The sequence below is a fragment of the Phytopseudomonas flavescens genome, assembly GCF_900100535.1.
Lineage (GTDB): Bacteria > Pseudomonadota > Gammaproteobacteria > Pseudomonadales > Pseudomonadaceae > Aquipseudomonas > Aquipseudomonas flavescens.
In genome coordinates, this window is sequence record NZ_FNDG01000002.1 from 1 (window position 1) to 16238 (window position 16238).

Genomic DNA, 16238 nt, shown 5'->3' on the forward strand with positions numbered 1-16238 from the left:
AATTTGGCTGTTAGACGGTTGAAGTCGACAGTAAAGCCGAAAATTTGCAAGAACACGCAATACCAACGGATATCACATACCCAATTCGGGGAAGCGACCTAAACATCGACTCCCCAACCGGATTGCTTGACGACCATAGAGCGTTGGAACCACCTGATCCCATCCCGAACTCAGCAGTGAAACGACGCATCGCCGATGGTAGTGTGGGGTCTCCCCATGTGAGAGTAGGTCATCGTCAAGCTTCTACCAGAAACCCCAGATCTCGACAGAGGTCTGGGGTTTCGTCTTTTCGGCGTGGGAAAAGGTGGCTGTAGCCTGGGTTAGCCGCAGGCGTAACCCGGGACAGTTGGCTTCGATGGTCACTCCAGGTGTCGCTTCGCTTGATCCTGGCTACGGGGCGGGGTGTACGAGAGTTTGTGGTGCAAGGATGAAGCGTCTTACACCCTACGGGTGCCTTGAGGCGGCTGTAGCCGGGGGTAGCCGAAGGCGTAAGCCGGGGCGGACTGCAAAAACGACGAAGCCCGCCTGTAGCGGGATTCGTCGTTTGGCAGCTCTAGTGCGCTACCGCAGCTGCGTCGCCTTGCTGAGTCGAATAGGGGCATGGTCCGTTTTTACGGTCACTAAAAACGCAAAACCCGCACAAGGCGGGTTTTGATCGTTGCAACAGATGAACCCCGTATCAATCGCCACGATACTCGCAGCCGCTGGTGCAGGTTTCATGAATGCGAATGCGCGACAGCTCTGGCAGCAATGGCTTGAGTTGTTGCCATACCCACTTGGCGAGGATCTCGCTGGTCGGGTTTTCCAGGCCGGGGATGTCGTTGAGGTAGTTGTGGTCCAGCTGCTCGTAGATCGGCTTGAAGATCGCCTTGATCTCCGAGAAGTCGCGAATCCAGCCGGTATACGGGTCGACCTCGCCCTCGATATAGACGGCGATGCGGAACGAATGGCCATGCAGGCGGCCGCATTTGTGGCCTTCCGGGACGTGGGGAAGCCGATGGGCGGCTTCGAAGATGAATTCTTTGAACAGTTCCAAGGCCAATCTCTTTTCTACAGGGCGAACAGGCTGCGATTCTAGCAGCCTGCTGCGACCTGTAGGGTCTTCACTGGCTCAGTGCGGCGTTGCGATCGTGGCGATAAACGCTTACCGCCTCGTAGACGGCCTTGCGCAAGCGGTTGATGCCGCCGATCGGCCGATGCTCGGGCAGGGCGTGCCAGGGATTGAACGACAGGTTGTCGCAGAACAGGTTCTGCTCCGCGCTATCGAAGTCCTGGGCCGGCAGGCGGATATCGGCGACCGTCTCAAACGGCGCGATCTCCTCGTCCCACTCCACGCTGGGATCCTCGATCGGCATGTAGTGGCTCGGGTTCTGCCGCTGCACCTGCAACGTGAAGCAAGCTGGCATGCGGTCCAGTGAGAGCTGCTGGTAAAGCGCGTTGCGCAAGAAATTGGGCAGGTCGGTGTTTGGCTTGGGAATGGTATAGGTCGGGCAGCTTTCGGGGCTGGGAATGACCCGATATTTGATGTTGTGTGGCCCCAGCTTGAAGGGGGCGATCGAGTTGTAGGTCGTCTCGACCGGGCTGCTCGGCGCAGGCGAAAGCGTTTTCAAGGCGATGATCAGGTGGCGGATCTCCCAGGTGCGGGGATCCCAGGTGGGGAAGAAAGCCAGCGCCTTTTTGCCATCCGCCTGGGCGGCGAAGTTGCTGCGATACTCGGCGACGTCGCGTACGAAGAATGCCGGGTGGTTGAACATCACGAAGTCCTGCTCGTCGGCATGGCGCGGATTGCCCATCAGTTTGTTGCCTGGGACGTCAAGGAGCTTGATGGCCATACCCCTGGCATCGCGAGCTCGGTCGAACTGTGGATAGGCGTTTCCGTTGGACAGGCGCATCCAGGCCTGCCAGGTCTTGCCAGGTTCGCTGAGTACACCATGGCGCAGGCTTTCGTCCAGTCCCTCTCTCACGGTGACCTCCGCCTTCACACAGCCATGGGCCTTGGCGTGGGCGTCGCGCAGGACTCGGGTATTGTCGCGGTGCTGCTCCACCACGCGGATGGCATCGTCGATGATCCCCGCAGTGTAGGCTGCTTCGTTGGCAGGAATCTGTTCCTCGCTGGAAACCGGCCCGGAAAATTTCCAGCTGTAGTAGGCGGTGCCTATGGCCCAGCCGCCAAGGCCGGCGATCAACAGTACGGCAAGCGTTTTGCCTAGCAGCCGGCCCAGCCACAGCCAGAATCGTTTAAGCATCGTTGGACTCCTTGTTGTTTGCCGTCACGCGGCCCTGACAGAACTGACCGGGGCTCCAGGGCTTGCTCGGCACTTCGCTCAGTCGGTTTTCCAGCTGTGCATTACCCAGCACCTTCAGGTATTCGACCAGCGCCCAGCGCTCTTCCGGGTGCAGGCCTCGACCGATGACGCCGTCGTTGCGACAGCCGTCGCGGAACTCGTGCCCGCGGTTGCCGTTACCTTTGACAGTGGTATCGAGAAGGAAACCGCCGGGGAATTTTTCGCTGACGAAACCGACATGTTGGGGATCGAACTCGAAGTTGCCGACCCAGAAGCGGCTGGGGCGCTCTGAAACGGGCGACAGAAGATGAAAGAGCGTGGGTACCGAGCCGTTGTGCAGGAAGGGCGGAGTGGCCCATATGCCGTCCAGTGGGCGCGCCTTGTAGCCACGGATCTCCTGGACGCCGATGGGTAGACCATAGCCATCCATGCGCTTGCGTTGCTGCGGCGTGATGCCGTTGTCGCGATATGCCCGCTCTTCGACATAGGCGGTGATGTAAGCCAGTGCTTCGGCGGTGGAGATGGCACGAAAGTCGACCTTGTCGAGGCTGTTGCTGAACAATTTGACGTCGAGCTTCGCCAGCTCGTCTTTCTTCCAGCCTAGCTTGCTGATGTCGAAACGATGGTCGGCGATGTTGTCGGCGGTGGTGGAGTCGGTACCGACGATGGACGTCGGGATGACCCGCATGTGCCACTCTGGATCGCGCTCGGGGGCCATGCGCTTGTCCACCGGAGTCACCTGTGGCGCGTGGCAGTGGGCGCAGTTTTCCTTGAACAGGGCGCGCCCTTGGCTGGCCCGCGCGATATCCACCTTGCCGAAAACGTCCTCCGGCCAGGCAGGTGGCTGCAGATGCTTGAGCGTCTCCTCCAGCTCATAGATGTCTTGGATGCGCACACTGGAGGCATAACGCTGGTTCTCAGCGACAGCCCGTCCGTGATCGTCGAGCAGCTGCAGCGTTGCGCCAACGCCGAGCGCCTCACCAACGTTGCGTGCCATGGGTTGCATGGCCGAGCCATTCCACTGCACCCAATCGAATTTCCAGATATCCCAGAGGTGTGGGTAGCTGACCGGCGCATCGGCGATCCGGTAATTGGCGACTTCGATGCTGTCGCCGAAGGTGGTGTTGGCGATTCGACCGAAGGCATCGGTGCGGCCGAAGCCTTCTTCGGTCGGGTAAAGGCCTCGGTGCCAGTCGTTGTAAGCGGTGTTCAGCAGGCGATCGAGGACTTCCTTGAATTCCACTCGCAGGGTGTCGTAATCACGCTCATAGCGCTCGCCCAGCACCGTCCGGGCGAAGCGGCGGAATTTCAGCGGGTTGTAGTAGGTGAACGCCATGCTCATGCCAAGGGACTGGCCAAAGCTGCCGCCCTTGAGGGTCGGCACGGTCGAGGCCAGGGAATGCAGCGCCGCGCCGCCGTCGATGCGTACGGCCTGGCCCTGGTAGCGCAGTTCGCCGGTGTGGCAGGCGGAGCAGGTGATGTCCAGGTACTCGATGCCGCTTTCATCGTCCTGATGACGGGCGAACCCCACCGGTAGGTTGCCAGGGTTGGACGGTGTCGCCTGCTGCCCAGGCTGGGTGAGGAACCCGAAGCGCGCCAGGTAGTCGGGGCTGGCGAATCTGGCCTTGCCGAAGGGCAGCTCCAAGGCTGTGAACCACGCGTACTGCAGGCCTTTCACCCGGGTGCCCTGGGGCGTGTAGTAGTAGAACTCGCGTTCCTGCTCGCTCCATTGTCCGAGGTAATGCACCTTTTCCGCCGGCCTGTAGTCAGGGAGGTCAGGGTTGGCGATGAAGTAGGCGGCGATCATTACCGCGATGATCAACAGGGAGAAGATGATCAGCAACGTGTAGCGAATCAGGCGCATTGGTGACGTCCTTGTAGCGTTCTTCTGGTCGTGCTCCTTTATGCCCATGCCGACAGGTAATGGCAAGATGCCACGCGAATATCACGTGAAATTTGTGTGGTTTTGACGGCCGGTCATCCTTGCTGATCATCCTGCAGGGCGTCGTATGCGACATCAGGGATTTCTCCCGGGCGTTTTTATTCGCCAGCTGCCAGCCAGTCCTTGATCCGGCCGATCACTTCGCTCTGGCGCTCACTCCAGCTACCGGCAATGTTCACCACCCGCTGCTCATGCGCCGCGAGCCACGCCGCGCAGGCCTGATGAAAGATGATCCGCTGTGCGAGTTCCGGCTGGCAGCGCTGGCCGTCGCTGACCCACTCGACGCCACGGGGGTCGAGCAGCACATGCAGGTGATAGTCACGCTCGAGCAGCGCTTGTTCCATCCAGGCGGGGCAGTCACCGAACAGCTCGTGGCTCCAGAGGATATTGCTCAGCAGGTGGGTATCGAGAATCAGCAGGTGGGGGCGCTTCTCCCGCGCAGCATCTTCCCAGGTGAGTTGGCCCCTGGCGATGGCAGATATGTCGGCGTAGCGGGTATCGCGTTGCTGGCTGTCGATGAAGTGGCGCACGTATTCACCGACGACGATTCCTCCAAAGCGTTGCTGCAGCTCGTTGGCCAGCCAGCTCTTGCCACTGGACTCCGGCCCTGTCAGTACCAGAACCTTCATGATGCACGCACGACCAGTTCGCGACGCCAGGTCAGCCAGCCGTGACAGGCGAGCAGGGTGAACAGGCCGTACAGGGCGGCGGTTGAATAGAGGGCCTGGTCGATGAACAGTGCGACGAACAGCAGGTCGAGGATGATCCACAGCGGCCAGCATTGCAGGCGCTTCCTGGCCATCCACAGTTGCGCCACCAGGCTGAAGGCACACAGTGTCGCATCCTGCCAGGGGGCGCTGGCATCGGTGTAGTTCGTCATCAACATGCCCAGCACGGCCGAGCCCAGCAGGCCAAGCGCCAGGCCGGCACCGGTCTGGCGCAGGCCCAGGCGTGATACATGGAGTCGCTCCTCGGGAAGCTCGCCCCGTGTCCAGTGCCACCACCCGTAGAGTTGCAGGGCTGCGTAGACGAATTGCAGCAACACGTTGGAGTACAACCTGGCCTGAAAGAATACCCAGGCGTAGAGCACCACCATGACCAGGCCAACGGGCCAGCACCAGGTGTTCTGGCGTACAGTCAGCCAGACGGCGATCAGGCCGAGCAGCGAGGCGCAGGCTTCGAGCGGTGACATGGAACCCCTGGGTCTGTGGTGGTCTGGGAGGCGCATTCTATCCCGTGTCGCTCGAGGCGTCTCGCCAGCGCATGACGCCCAGTGGCGGCAATTCACCGGATTGCATCGATAGCTGTTTGAAATTGAAAACAACTGCTTTATAACTGCCGCTTTTTTCGGCCAGGCTGGAACCTACACCAGCCGCTCCAGTCCGAGAATCATCCCCTTTACAGCCAGTTGCTCTGGCGCATCCATAGGAGTTCTGATGGACAGTTGGCTCGCTTTTCAGGCGCTGATCCTGGGTATCGTTGAAGGTCTCACCGAATTTTTGCCCATTTCCAGCACCGGTCACCTGATCGTGGTGGGCGATCTGCTGTCGTTCAATGGGGAACGCGCCACGGCGTTCAAGATCATCATCCAGCTTGGCGCGATCCTGGCGGTGATGTGGGAGTTCCGTCAGCGCATCACCTCGGTGGTGAGCGGCCTCGGCAGTGATCCGATGGCGCGGCGCTTCACGGTCAACCTGCTGATCGCCTTCATCCCGGCAGTCATCCTCGGCCTGCTGTTCGCGGATATCATCGAGCATTGGCTGTTCAACCCGATCACTGTCAGTGCGGCATTGATCCTTGGTGGTGTGGTGATGATCTGGGCGGAAAAACGCCAGCACCGCATCGTCGCCGAGTCGGTCGATGACATGGACTGGAAGCTGGCCCTCAAGGTTGGCTTCGCACAGTGCCTGGCACTCATCCCGGGCACCTCGCGTTCCGGCTCGACCATCATCGGTGGCCTGCTGTTCGGCCTGTCGCGCAAGGCAGCCACCGAGTTTTCGTTCTTTCTGGCCATGCCGACGATGGTCGCAGCCACCGTCTACTCGCTCTACAAATACCGCGAAATCCTGCAGTGGAGCGATCTGCCGATGTTCGCCATCGGTTTCGTCACCACCTTCATCGTTGCCATGATCACGGTACGCGCGCTGCTGGTGTTCATCGCCAATCACAGCTACGCGGTGTTCGCCTGGTACCGGATCGCCTTCGGCCTGGTGATCCTGGCGACCTGGCAATTCGGTCTGATCGACTGGAGCACGGCCGAGGGCTGATCGCCTCGCCACGCGGAGCAGCCTATGCAGGCCAGTGAGCAGTCCGGTCGGATCAGAAATTGGAATGATGACAAGGGCTTCGGCTTCATCCAGCCTGACGCAGGTGGGGCTGAGGTGTTCGTGCATATCTCGGTGGTGCGTGGCGACCGTCGTCCCAGCGCCGGTGATCAGGTGCTGTTCGTCGCCGGGCGTGACGAGACGGGGCGCCTGCGTGCCGAGCACCTGCGCCTGGCTGGTGAACGGGCTATCGACCAGCCGCAGGTTCGCAGCAAGCCACGGGCTGCCGCCCCTTCCGGTAAAACCATTGCGACAGCCCGAGGCGCAGCCAAGCCGCGTGCAGGCAACGGCCGCCTGCGCAATCCAGCCGCCAAGCTGATGATCTTGGCTGCGTTGTGCAGCCTGCCTGCTTTGGGCGCCCTGCGCTGGCTGGCAGAGGAGTTGAGCCTGTGGCCGCTGCTGCTTTACCCGCTGGGCAGCGCGCTGGGCTTCATGCTCTATTGGCGAGACAAGAGCAGTGCCCAACAAGGGCGTCAGCGCATCCGGGAAAATACCTTGCACCTGGTCGAGCTGGCAGGCGGCTGGCCTGGCGCCTTGCTGGCGCAGCAAGCGTTGCGCCACAAGACACGCAAGCTCCTCTATCAGTTGGTGTTCTGGGCCATCGTGGTGCTGCACCAGCTGTTCTGGGCTGACCAGTTGCTGCTGGCCGGGTCTTATACCGGCGGCTGGCTACGTGGGCTGCTATAGATCGAGCAGCAGGCCGACCTGCTGCTTCCTGGGCAGCCGCCGCACGACCAGTTGGTGAGAACGGCTCAGCAGCCCACGCAGCTCTTGGTCATCCATGGGCGGTTGGCTGCCATTCATGCTGATCCAGTGAGCGCGCGCCAGATAGGGGGCGGGGCGAATGCCCGGTCGATCCGTGAAGCCGAGAAACAACCCGTCATCCACCTTGAAAGCCAAGTTATCGCCGAGAAAATCGACTATCGCGAACATCTTGTTGTGCGCCACGGAGAATACCTGGTTGCTGCCCCATTTGTAGTCGACGCGAGCCCCTGGCAGGTGCAGGCAGAAGGCGACGAGCTCTTCGCGGGTCATGGCTGCACTTCCTTGGGGCTCTGCGCACGGCGCAGCAACAGAAGACTCAGGCCCAGGCCGAGTAGCGACAGCAGAGCCGAGGCCAGGAACACCGCCCCATAGCCATGCGCACCGGCGATCAGGCCCATCAGCGGGCCGGCGATGCCGAGTGCCAGATCGAAGAACAGCGCATAGGCGCCCAAGGCCGAGCTGCGGCTGGCGGCTGGAATGTTACCGATGGCCTCCACGCCGAGCGCCGGGTAGACCAGCGACAGGCCGAAGCCGGTCAGCGCGGCGCCGCACAGAGCGAGTGCCGGGATTGGCGCGAGCCAGAGCAGCAACAGCCCGAGGGTTTCGATCGCCAGGCAGATGGTCGCGACCCGGTAGCCGCCGCGCCGTTCGATGGCCCCGGCGAACAGCAGGCGTGCAGCGATGAACGCCATGCCAAAGGCACTCAGGCAGTAAGCCGCGTGCTCCCAGCCGAGGCTGGCGTAATACAGGGTGACGAAGGTCGCCAGGGTGCCGAAACCGATGGAGCCCAGCGCGAGCGCGAGCCCATTGGGTGCGATGGCCAGGAAGACATTGTGAAACGGCAAGCGTTTGCCCTGGATGATCGGGATCGCCGGCTTGTCGCGTGCGACCCAGAGGGCACCGAGGCTGAGCAGGGTAATCGCGCAGCCGATGCTCCAAAGGCCGGTGGAGGAAGCCATCAATACACCGAGCGGCGCACCAATGGCGATGGCGCCATAGGAGGCGATGCCGTTCCAGGAGATCACCCGGGCAGTGTTCTCTGCGCCGACCCGGCCGATGCCCCAAGTGATCGAACCGGTACCGATCAGCGCCTGGGAAATGCCCAGCGCTACCCGCCCGGCCAGCAGCAGGCCCAGCCCTATGTCATTGGAAAGGCCGTGCAGGCTGGTTGCCGCAAGGGTCAGCACGCCGCTGCCCACGGCTCCGGCCAGGCCATAGATCACCGCGCGCTTGGGGCCGATACGATCGATCAGCACGCCGGTGATAGGCCGCGAAACCAGGGTAACGAGGTACTGCAGGCTGATCACCAGGCCGGCCATCACCGAGCCGTAACCGAGATCGTTGAGCACGAAACCAGGCAGCACGGCGAGCGGCAGGCCGACACACAGGAAACCGATGAAGGTGAAGAAAACCACTGCAAGAATTCGGGCGGTCTGGCCGGGAACATGGGGCTTGCGAGCGGTCATTGGGCGTCCTGTCGGTAGAAGGGAATAGGGTTCTCAGGCGTTTCAGACCGGGTGAGGCCATGGTCTGTTCCTGGCATCAACCATCCGTTGGCGCTGGCCTGGATCATATGGTCGAGCCAGGCCCTCACTGCGGGGAGCATGCCATGGCGATGAGGGTAGACGGCCTGCAGGTGGCCCCCGGGCAATTCCCAATCCGGTAGCAGGCGAACCAGGCGCCCGGCCTGGAGATCGCCCTGGCATTTGCTGTGCGGCAACATGGTGAAGCCCAGACCTTGCAATGCCGCTTCCCGGCGTATGTCGAAGTCTTCGATGCTCAGACGTGGCTCGAAAGTCACCTCACGGCGTGCGCCCGCCGCATTTTTGAGAACATGATGAATGCGCCGGTCACTCCCGGCCGCGCCGAGTGCCGGCAGCTGTTGCAGGTCCTCCGGTGCCTGAATGCTCAGCCCTTGCAGCAACGCCGGTGAGGCCACCAGGAAGGCCGTTGCTGGTGACAGTTGGCGGGCGATCAGCGATGGATCCTCGTCACTCTGGTCGCGCACCCGCAGAGCGACGTCGACACCCTCCTGCAGCAGGTCCACCCGACGATTGGTCAACAGCACGTCGAGTTGCACCAGCGGGTATTTCAACAGGAAGGTGTTGAGCACCTGGTGCAGACCGGTACGTGCCAATTCGCTGGGGCACGACATGCGAATCCGTCCGCGCGGTTCACTGCTCAGCGAATTCACGGCCGCCTGTGCCTGCTCGGCTTCGAGCAGCATCGCCTGGCAATGATGCAGGTAGCGCTCACCGGTTTCGGTCAGCGCCAGCTTGCGCGTGGTGCGTTGCAGCAGACGCACGCCCAGGCGTGCCTCGAGCTCGGCCACCCGCCGCGACAGACGGGATTTGGGAATACCCAATTGCTGGCCGGCAGCGCTGAACCCACCGTGCTCGACCACCTTGGCGAAATACATCAGGTCGTTGAGATCCTGCACTACAGGCTCCAGCTCGGTAGAAAGGCGCTGTTTGTTCCATGAGTAGAACGCATCATCGCATTTTTACCGACTAATCAGGGATTGGTGTCATCGGTAGGATCAATCCACCGAATACTCACAGATAACCCTGATCGCTCAAGGAGCCAGCATGAAACTTCTGCATCTCGATTCCAGCATCCTCGGCAATGCGTCCGCCTCCCGTCAGCTCAGCGCTGCAGTGGTCGATGCCTGGAAGAACCGCCAGGCGGATGTTCAGGTCATCTATCGTGACCTGGCCAGCGATGCCCTGAACCACTTCTCGGCTGCCAGTCTGGTTGCTGGCGCTACGCCCGCCGAATTGCGTGATGCCGCCCAGGCCCATGAGGTGGCGCTGGCCGAAGCGACGCTGGAAGAGTTCCTCGCCGCTGAGGCCATCGTAATTGGCGCGCCAATGTACAACTTCGCCATCCCCAGCCAGCTCAAGGCGTGGATCGACCGTATCTCGGTCGCCGGCAAGACTTTCGCCTACGATGAAAACGGCCCCAAAGGGTTGGCGGGTGGCAAGCAGGTGATCATCGCCTCGACCGCCGGTGGTGTGCATGCCGGGCAACCCAGTGGCCAGGCCCATGAGGACTACCTGATCCTGGTGCTGCGTTTCCTCGGGATCACCGACATCCAGGTGGTGCGTGCCGAAGGCCTGGCCTATGGCGAAGAGCCGAAAGCCAACGCCCTGCGCGCTGCCCAGGAGCAGATCCACGCGCTGTTCGCTGCCGCCTGATTCCACTCCCGGCTGCGGCGCCATGGGTTTCCCTGACGCCGCAAATGTGCTTCCTTGTGGCTTTGGCGCAGCTTCGGCTGTATCGAGTGGGCACATCCACGATGGGAGTCAAACAATGAAGAAATCACTGTTGTCGGTAGCGTTGCTGGGGCTGGCGGGGTTGGCCGAAGCGGGTGTGGTGGTCAAGAACGTTCCCTACGAAATCGATGGTGAGCCGTTCGAAGGCCTGCTGGTCTATGACGATGCCGTTACCGACCCGCGTCCAGGTCTGCTGATGGTGCCGAACTGGATGGGCGTCAACGATGCGTCCGCGCAGAAGGCCGCACGGGCTGCGGGGGACAAGTACGTGGTGTTCATGGCCGACATGTACGGCAAGGCCATTCGCCCCAGCAATGCCGACGAAGCCAAGCAAGCGGCCACCGCCGTGCGCAGTGACCGGGCGCTGATGCGCAAGCGCGCCCATGCTGCGGTCGAAGTCCTCAAGGCGCAAACTGCTCAGGTCGCCCTGGACACGTCCAAGCTGGGCGCGATCGGTTTCTGCTTCGGTGGCGGAACGGTTCTGGAACTGGCCCGTTCGGGTGCTCCGCTTAAGGCCTTCGTGTCCTTCCACGGCAATCTGGATACGCCCAACCCGGCTGACGCCAACAACATCAAGGCGCCGGTACTGGTGCTCCACGGCGCGGACGATCCGGCGGTGCCCCAGGCGCAGGTCGATGGTTTCGTCGCGGAGATGAAGGCCACCAAGGTGGACTGGCAACTGGTCAGCTACGGTGGTGCGGTGCATTCGTTCACCAATCCGAAGGCCAATACGCCGGGTAGCAATCAGTACCACCCACTGGTCGCGGCGCGTGCCTTCAAGGCGATGAACAATCTGCTCGACGAGGTGTTCGAGTAACGCGGGAGCGATACTGGGGAAGGCCGCTTGGCCTTCCCCTGCAGGCGTTTTACTTGGCTGGCAGGACAGTGATGTCGATGATATCGGCAGGCAGATTCTTGATCTCGCCCAGCGCGCTGGCCTTGCCGGTTTCCAGGTTCACCTGGTGCAGCGTGGTACCGGTCAGCAGATAAGCGGTGTTACCGCCTTTGCCGTCACTCTTGATATCCAGCGCCGCATTTTTCAGGCCATCGGCGATCTTGCCGACTACCTGCTGGATGCCGTCGTTTGGCGGGTTCTGCAACATCAGGTTGCCGCTGGCCAGATCCACCGTGTACAGCGCGGTTTTCTCGGTACCGGCGTAAGCGTTGGTGTAGGCACCAGCTATCACCTTGGCGGTCTTGCCTGCGTACGGACCATCCTTGGCGTAGGCGACTTTGCCGTCCACCACGACTTCACCGCTCTCGACGTTGACGCGCAGGCTGGTGCCGTCGGCCGCCAGCAGGCGCAGACGATCGGCTACCGGGTTGAAGTCCACCACCGCCTGGCCTTTGCCCGGCAACGCCTGGCTCAGTTTGGCCGCTTTGCTGGCAGCGCCGCTCTTGGCGTCGAGGGTGTAGAGCTGGCCAGCGTCATCCAGGCCGTAGATCGAGCCGTTGGAGGGGCGTACATCGAGGCCGCGCAGGCTGGATACGCCGCTGAGTTTCACGTCGGAAGCGACGGTGAGGGTCTTGGTGTCGATGTGCAGCAGCTTGCCGTCCGCACTCAAGGCCAGCAGGTTGTCGGCGTTGGCAGTGGCACAGCCCAGGGCAGCGGTGGTGATAGCGATACCGAGCATTTTCTTGGCAATGTTCATGAGCGTCCTCTCTATGGGTAAGGCGCGAAGGTCTCTTCGCGCTCGCATCCAGGCACCGTGATAGAGCACCTGTTATCAATACCCATGAGATGACGTGGCAGATGTCGGCAGACATACTTATTTACATCTGTCGATTTTCTGCGTGCACCCGATCACTCCAGTGCTGCTAACACAGCGCGGCCGATGTACAGCACTTCACCTGTAGGCCTGTTCAGTGGCGAGCCACCGGACGGCTCCAGGGTCAATTCGAACAGCTGGCCGGCACGTACGGCGCCGATCTGCTCGGCGGACAGGGTCAGGCGTTCGCCCGGTTCGACCAGGCCGAGCGAGCGCGGCCCGTCCTTCGGATCGACGAGCGTCCAGAACTGCACCGAGCGGTCCGCTGCGACCTGATCCTGACGCAGTGGCTCCAGCAGCAAGGTGCCGGCCGCATCAATGTGCACCACCCAGCCCGGTGCTGCCGCTTCGCCCGGTGGCTGCAACACGGCGGTGTAGGAGGCCGGCAGGACGTCGCTGCGCCACGGCATCGGCAGCAGGGCGATGATCAGCGCCATCGCCAGGGCCGCGCTGGTCAGGCGCCAGGTATTCAGGCTCGACCACCAGGCCTGCCAACTTCTCGTCCGCTGCCCCAGGTTCAGCGTTTGCTGCAGGCGCGGCCACAGGCCGGGCGAGGGCGTGCCGGGCTCGAGCCTGTCGCTCAGTTCGAGAAAGTGCTGCTCCCATTCCAGGGCCATGGCGGCAGCCTGGGGATCGTGCTCTATCAGCTCGGCGACTTCACGGGCCTGATCCTGCTCGAGCAGGCCCAGAACATACTCGCCGATGAGCGTACGGCGTTCTGCGGGGTCGGTGCTTATCATCGTTGCAAACACTCCTGCAGTGCGCGCAGACCGCTACGAATGCGCCCTTTGATGGTGCCCAGTGGGGTGGTCAGGCGCTCCGCGATCTGCTCATGGGTCAGGCCACGGTAGAACGCCAGCAGAACCGGATGACGCCGTGGGCGCTCGAGCTTCTGCAGGCAGGTGCGCAGATGACGCTTGTCCGACTGTTGTTCGTGTTGCTGAGCGGCCGAGGGGCTCTCGTCGATCAGGTGATCGGCGATGTCGTCCGCCAGGGCCACGGTGCTTCCGCGTTGGCGCAGCTGGTTCAGGGCGCGGTAGCGCAGGATGCTGTAGATCCATGCCCGGCCGCTGCCCAGTGAACGCTGAAAGCGCCCGGCATTGCGCCAGATCTGCACGAAGGCATCGTGCAGGCAGTCCTCGGCCGAGTCGCGCTGACCCAGCAGACTGATTGCCAGGCCAAGCATCTGCGAGGATTCCTGGCGGTATAGTGCCTGAAAGGCGCGCTCGTCACTGCGGGCGCAGGCTTCCAGGGTTTTTTCGTAATCGAACATCGGGTCAGACATGCCGGCGTCCTGTCATGGGCTGCGTCCTGAATGTGACAAGGGTTATACCCGAGACAAGGGATTACGGATGCCTCGGCAATGAAACAAATAGTCTCGCCTGTGCCTTCGCCGATCCGCCATATTGGCTGAACTTGGCGCAAGCGCTCACAGTCTATGCTGCTCAACGTCAGGAGGACGCCTGCATGCATATGATTCGTCTGGGTTTTTTATTGTCTGCAGGGCTGCTGGCCGGTCTTGTAGAGGCGCGCGAATACCGTTACAGCGACGCCCATTTGCACTACGTCGACTTCTTCCAGGAAAGCGCAGGCATGGACACGCTGCTGCAGCGCATGGACGAGACCAAGGTCGATCACGTGATGTTCTCGGGTATACCGGTCGCCAAGAAGTGGCATGAAGATGAGCCCAAGCGCCCGCGCTATTACGCCGGCGATGACGCCGCCGCCTACTGGTACAGCGCCACCGACGTGCTTATCGCCCATGCCTACAAGCAGGTGCCGGAGGCGCAGCGCCATCGTTTTCACCCGTTCCTGTCTGGTTTCAACCCCAACGACAAGAATTCGGATGCCCATATCCGTCGCATGCTGGAGCTCGATCCGGGACTCTGGCAGGGCATTGGCGAGGTGTTCACACGCCACGACGACCTGACGTCGCTGATCGAGGGCAGTACTCCACGGGCCAACAACGAGGCCATGACCCGGGTCTATCACCTGGCTGCAGAATACGATCTGCCGGTGATGGTGCATTCCAACATCACCTCCAAGCGCGAGCGTAATCCGCTCTATCTGCAGGAAGTCGAGGAACCGCTGCGCAATCATCCCCACGTTCGTTTCATCTGGGCCCACGCTGGCACCAGCATGGAGATCCATCGCCATCAGGAGAAGCTGGATTTTCTCTTCGACACCTTGGCGCGCATGTTGGAAAGCTACCCCAATCTGTACGTCGATCTGTCGTGGACCATGCTCAGGCCGTATCTCACCGACGACAACGGCAAGCCTGACCCTAAGTGGGTAGAGCTGGTGGGCCGCTACCCTGAGCGTTTCATGATCGGCTCAGACGTGGTAGGGCGTTTCGACAGCATGGGCGAGTACATGCAGGGCTTCGATCGTTTCCTCGATGAGCTGCCCACAGAGGTCGCCCGTAAAGTGGCCAGAGACAACTTCCTCTCCATCCTGCCGCGCACTGTCCGCGAGGCGCAGCCCGCGTCACGCTGACCGTCATCGCCTCGCGCGTGAGATGCAGCACATCAGATTCGCAACGGAGGTGCGTTGAGGCAGTGAGATGAAGCGCTGCCGGGGCTGGCAGCTAAAACAAAACATGGAGCATGAAAAACGGCGCCCTCAGGCGCCGTTTCTCGTATCAGGCAGTTATCACTTGCCGGCCCAGCGCTTCAGGACCAGGGTGGCGTTGGTACCACCGAAGCCGAAGCTGTTGGACATGATGGTTTCCAGCTTGGCGTTTTCACGGGTCTCGCGCAGGATCGGCAGGTCGGCGACAGCCGGATCCAGTTCCTCGATGTTGGCCGAGGCGGTGATGAAGTTGCCTTCCATCATCAGCAGGCAGTAGATCGTCTCGTGTACGCCAGCGGCGCCCAGGCTGTGCCCAGAGAGGCTCTTGGTGGAGCTGATGGCCGGAGCCTTGTCGCCGAACACTTCGCGCACACCCTTCATTTCCGCGACGTCGCCGACCGGCGTCGAGGTGCCGTGGGTGTTCAGGTAGTCGATCGGAGTGTCGACGGTGGCCAGCGCCTGCTGCATGCAGCGTACCGCGCCTTCGCCGCTCGGTGCGACCATGTCATAACCGTCCGAGGTGGCACCATAGCCGACGATTTCGGCGTAGATCTTGGCACCGCGAGCCAGTGCGTGCTCCAGCTCCTCGACGACTACCATGCCGCCGCCGCCAGCGATGACGAAGCCGTCACGTTGGGCGTCGTAGGCGCGGGAGGCCTTTTCCGGCGTGTCGTTGTACTGGGTGGAGAGGGCGCCCATGGCGTCGAACAGGCAGCTCTGGCTCCAGTGCTCTTCCTCACCACCACCGGCGAAGACCACGTCCTGCTTGCCGAGCTGGATCTGCTCCATGGCCTGGCCAATGCAGTGCGCGCTGGTGGCGCACGCCGAGGAAATGGAGAAGTTGACGCCCTTGATCTTGAACGGGGTGGCCAAGCAGGCCGACACGGTGCTGCCCATGGTGCGTGTGACACGGTACGGGCCAACACGCTTGACGCCTTTTTCGCGCAGGGTGTCAATGGCTTCCATCTGGTTCAGTGTGGACGCGCCACCGGAGCCGGCGATCAGGCCGGTACGCGGGTTGGAGACCTGATCTTCGCTCAGACCGGAGTCCTTGATCGCCTGATCCATCGCCAGGTAGGCGTAGGCAGCGGCATCACCCATGAAGCGGAACAGCTTGCGGTCGATCAACTCTTCCAGGTTCAGGTCGACGGAGCCCGATACATGGCTGCGCAGACCCTTTTCGGCGTATTCCGGATTGAAGCGGATACCGGGGCGGCCAGCGCGAAGGTTGGCGGAGACGGTTTCTTTGTCATTGCCCAGGCAGGAAACGATGCCTAGACCGGTAATAACGACGCGACGCATGGAAA

The 16238-nt window shown here is 61.9% G+C and carries 17 protein-coding genes and 1 rRNA gene; 6 read left to right on the forward strand and 12 right to left on the reverse strand.

The window, feature by feature from the left end; all coding sequences use genetic code 11:
• The first annotated feature begins 125 nt into the window (after positions 1-125).
• Positions 126-241, forward strand: a 5S ribosomal RNA gene (rrf, locus tag BLR94_RS02095).
• A gap of 438 nt (positions 242-679) precedes the next feature.
• Here rrf and queD read toward each other — a convergent pair.
• From queD to pnuC, 5 genes are all read right to left on the reverse strand, one after another.
• Positions 680-1036 (reverse strand): 6-carboxytetrahydropterin synthase QueD, encoded by a 357-nt coding sequence (queD, locus tag BLR94_RS02100; RefSeq protein ID WP_075961648.1) that lies wholly within the window; start codon positions 1034-1036, stop codon positions 680-682.
• A 67-nt stretch (positions 1037-1103) separates the two neighbouring features.
• The gene (locus BLR94_RS02105; protein ID WP_084303490.1) at positions 1104-2246 is read right to left on the reverse strand and encodes a catalase family protein; all 1143 of its coding nucleotides are present in this window, start codon (positions 2244-2246) and stop codon (positions 1104-1106) included.
• Positions 2239-4149: a di-heme-cytochrome C peroxidase gene (locus BLR94_RS02110; protein WP_084303489.1), complete on the reverse strand. Its 1911-nt coding sequence runs from the start codon at positions 4147-4149 to the stop codon at positions 2239-2241. Before BLR94_RS02110 ends, BLR94_RS02105 begins: the two co-directional genes overlap by 8 nt.
• Before the next feature lie 176 nt (positions 4150-4325).
• Complete coding sequence (locus tag BLR94_RS02115) at positions 4326-4856, reverse strand: AAA family ATPase (RefSeq protein WP_084303488.1); 531 nt, start codon at positions 4854-4856, stop codon at positions 4326-4328.
• On the reverse strand, positions 4853-5419 hold the full coding sequence (gene pnuC, locus BLR94_RS02120; protein WP_084303487.1) for a nicotinamide riboside transporter PnuC: 567 nt from the start codon (positions 5417-5419) through the stop codon (positions 4853-4855). Before pnuC ends, BLR94_RS02115 begins: the two co-directional genes overlap by 4 nt.
• Positions 5420-5663: 244 nt before the next feature.
• Between pnuC and BLR94_RS02125 the strand changes: the two genes are divergently transcribed.
• Both BLR94_RS02125 and BLR94_RS02130 read left to right on the forward strand, forming a co-directional pair.
• Positions 5664-6494 carry an undecaprenyl-diphosphate phosphatase gene (locus BLR94_RS02125; RefSeq protein WP_084303486.1) on the forward strand — a complete coding sequence of 277 codons (831 nt, stop codon included), beginning with the start codon at positions 5664-5666 and terminating at the stop codon, positions 6492-6494.
• Between the two features lie 24 nt (positions 6495-6518).
• Positions 6519-7238, forward strand: coding sequence for a DUF1294 domain-containing protein (locus BLR94_RS02130; protein ID WP_084303485.1), 720 nt, complete (start codon positions 6519-6521; stop codon positions 7236-7238).
• On the opposite strand, the gene BLR94_RS02135 is transcribed toward BLR94_RS02130, so the two are convergent.
• Genes BLR94_RS02135 through BLR94_RS02145 form a run of 3 tightly spaced genes read right to left on the reverse strand, consistent with a single transcriptional unit; the run spans position 7233 to position 9756 of the window.
• On the reverse strand, positions 7233-7586 hold the full coding sequence (locus tag BLR94_RS02135) for an MmcQ/YjbR family DNA-binding protein (RefSeq protein ID WP_084303484.1): 354 nt from the start codon (positions 7584-7586) through the stop codon (positions 7233-7235). The genes BLR94_RS02130 and BLR94_RS02135 overlap by 6 nt on opposite strands.
• Positions 7583-8782, reverse strand: a complete 1200-nt coding sequence (locus tag BLR94_RS02140) for an MFS transporter (protein WP_084303483.1) — start codon at positions 8780-8782, stop codon at positions 7583-7585. Before BLR94_RS02140 ends, BLR94_RS02135 begins: the two co-directional genes overlap by 4 nt.
• Positions 8779-9756, reverse strand: coding sequence for a LysR substrate-binding domain-containing protein (locus BLR94_RS02145; RefSeq protein WP_084303482.1), 978 nt, complete (start codon positions 9754-9756; stop codon positions 8779-8781). Before BLR94_RS02145 ends, BLR94_RS02140 begins: the two co-directional genes overlap by 4 nt.
• 148 nt (positions 9757-9904) lie before the next feature.
• On the opposite strand from BLR94_RS02145, the gene BLR94_RS02150 reads away from it, so the two are divergent.
• Positions 9905-10513 carry an FMN-dependent NADH-azoreductase gene (locus BLR94_RS02150; protein WP_084303481.1) on the forward strand — a complete coding sequence of 203 codons (609 nt, stop codon included), beginning with the start codon at positions 9905-9907 and terminating at the stop codon, positions 10511-10513.
• A gap of 115 nt (positions 10514-10628) precedes the next feature.
• Positions 10629-11408 (forward strand): dienelactone hydrolase family protein, encoded by a 780-nt coding sequence (locus tag BLR94_RS02155; protein WP_084303480.1) that lies wholly within the window; start codon positions 10629-10631, stop codon positions 11406-11408.
• A 49-nt stretch (positions 11409-11457) separates the two neighbouring features.
• Here the strand turns inward: BLR94_RS02155 and BLR94_RS02160 are convergent, their stop codons facing one another.
• The 3 genes from BLR94_RS02160 to BLR94_RS02170 all read right to left on the reverse strand — a co-directional run bounded on the left by BLR94_RS02160 (position 11458) and on the right by BLR94_RS02170 (position 13645).
• Positions 11458-12243 (reverse strand): DUF4394 domain-containing protein, encoded by a 786-nt coding sequence (locus tag BLR94_RS02160; RefSeq protein WP_244158052.1) that lies wholly within the window; start codon positions 12241-12243, stop codon positions 11458-11460.
• A 152-nt stretch (positions 12244-12395) separates the two neighbouring features.
• Positions 12396-13100 (reverse strand): anti-sigma factor, encoded by a 705-nt coding sequence (locus tag BLR94_RS02165; protein ID WP_084303479.1) that lies wholly within the window; start codon positions 13098-13100, stop codon positions 12396-12398.
• Complete coding sequence (locus BLR94_RS02170) at positions 13097-13645, reverse strand: sigma-70 family RNA polymerase sigma factor (protein WP_084303478.1); 549 nt, start codon at positions 13643-13645, stop codon at positions 13097-13099. The genes BLR94_RS02165 and BLR94_RS02170 overlap by 4 nt, the downstream gene beginning before the upstream one ends.
• A 182-nt stretch (positions 13646-13827) precedes the next feature.
• Between BLR94_RS02170 and BLR94_RS02175 the strand changes: the two genes are divergently transcribed.
• A complete protein-coding gene (locus BLR94_RS02175) occupies positions 13828-14856 on the forward strand; it encodes an amidohydrolase family protein (protein WP_090423644.1) in 1029 nt (342 codons plus the stop codon).
• Positions 14857-15012: 156 nt separating this feature from the next.
• Here the strand turns inward: BLR94_RS02175 and fabB are convergent, their stop codons facing one another.
• The gene (fabB, locus tag BLR94_RS02180; protein ID WP_084303477.1) at positions 15013-16233 is read right to left on the reverse strand and encodes a beta-ketoacyl-ACP synthase I; all 1221 of its coding nucleotides are present in this window, start codon (positions 16231-16233) and stop codon (positions 15013-15015) included.
• Positions 16234-16238 lie beyond the last annotated feature (5 nt).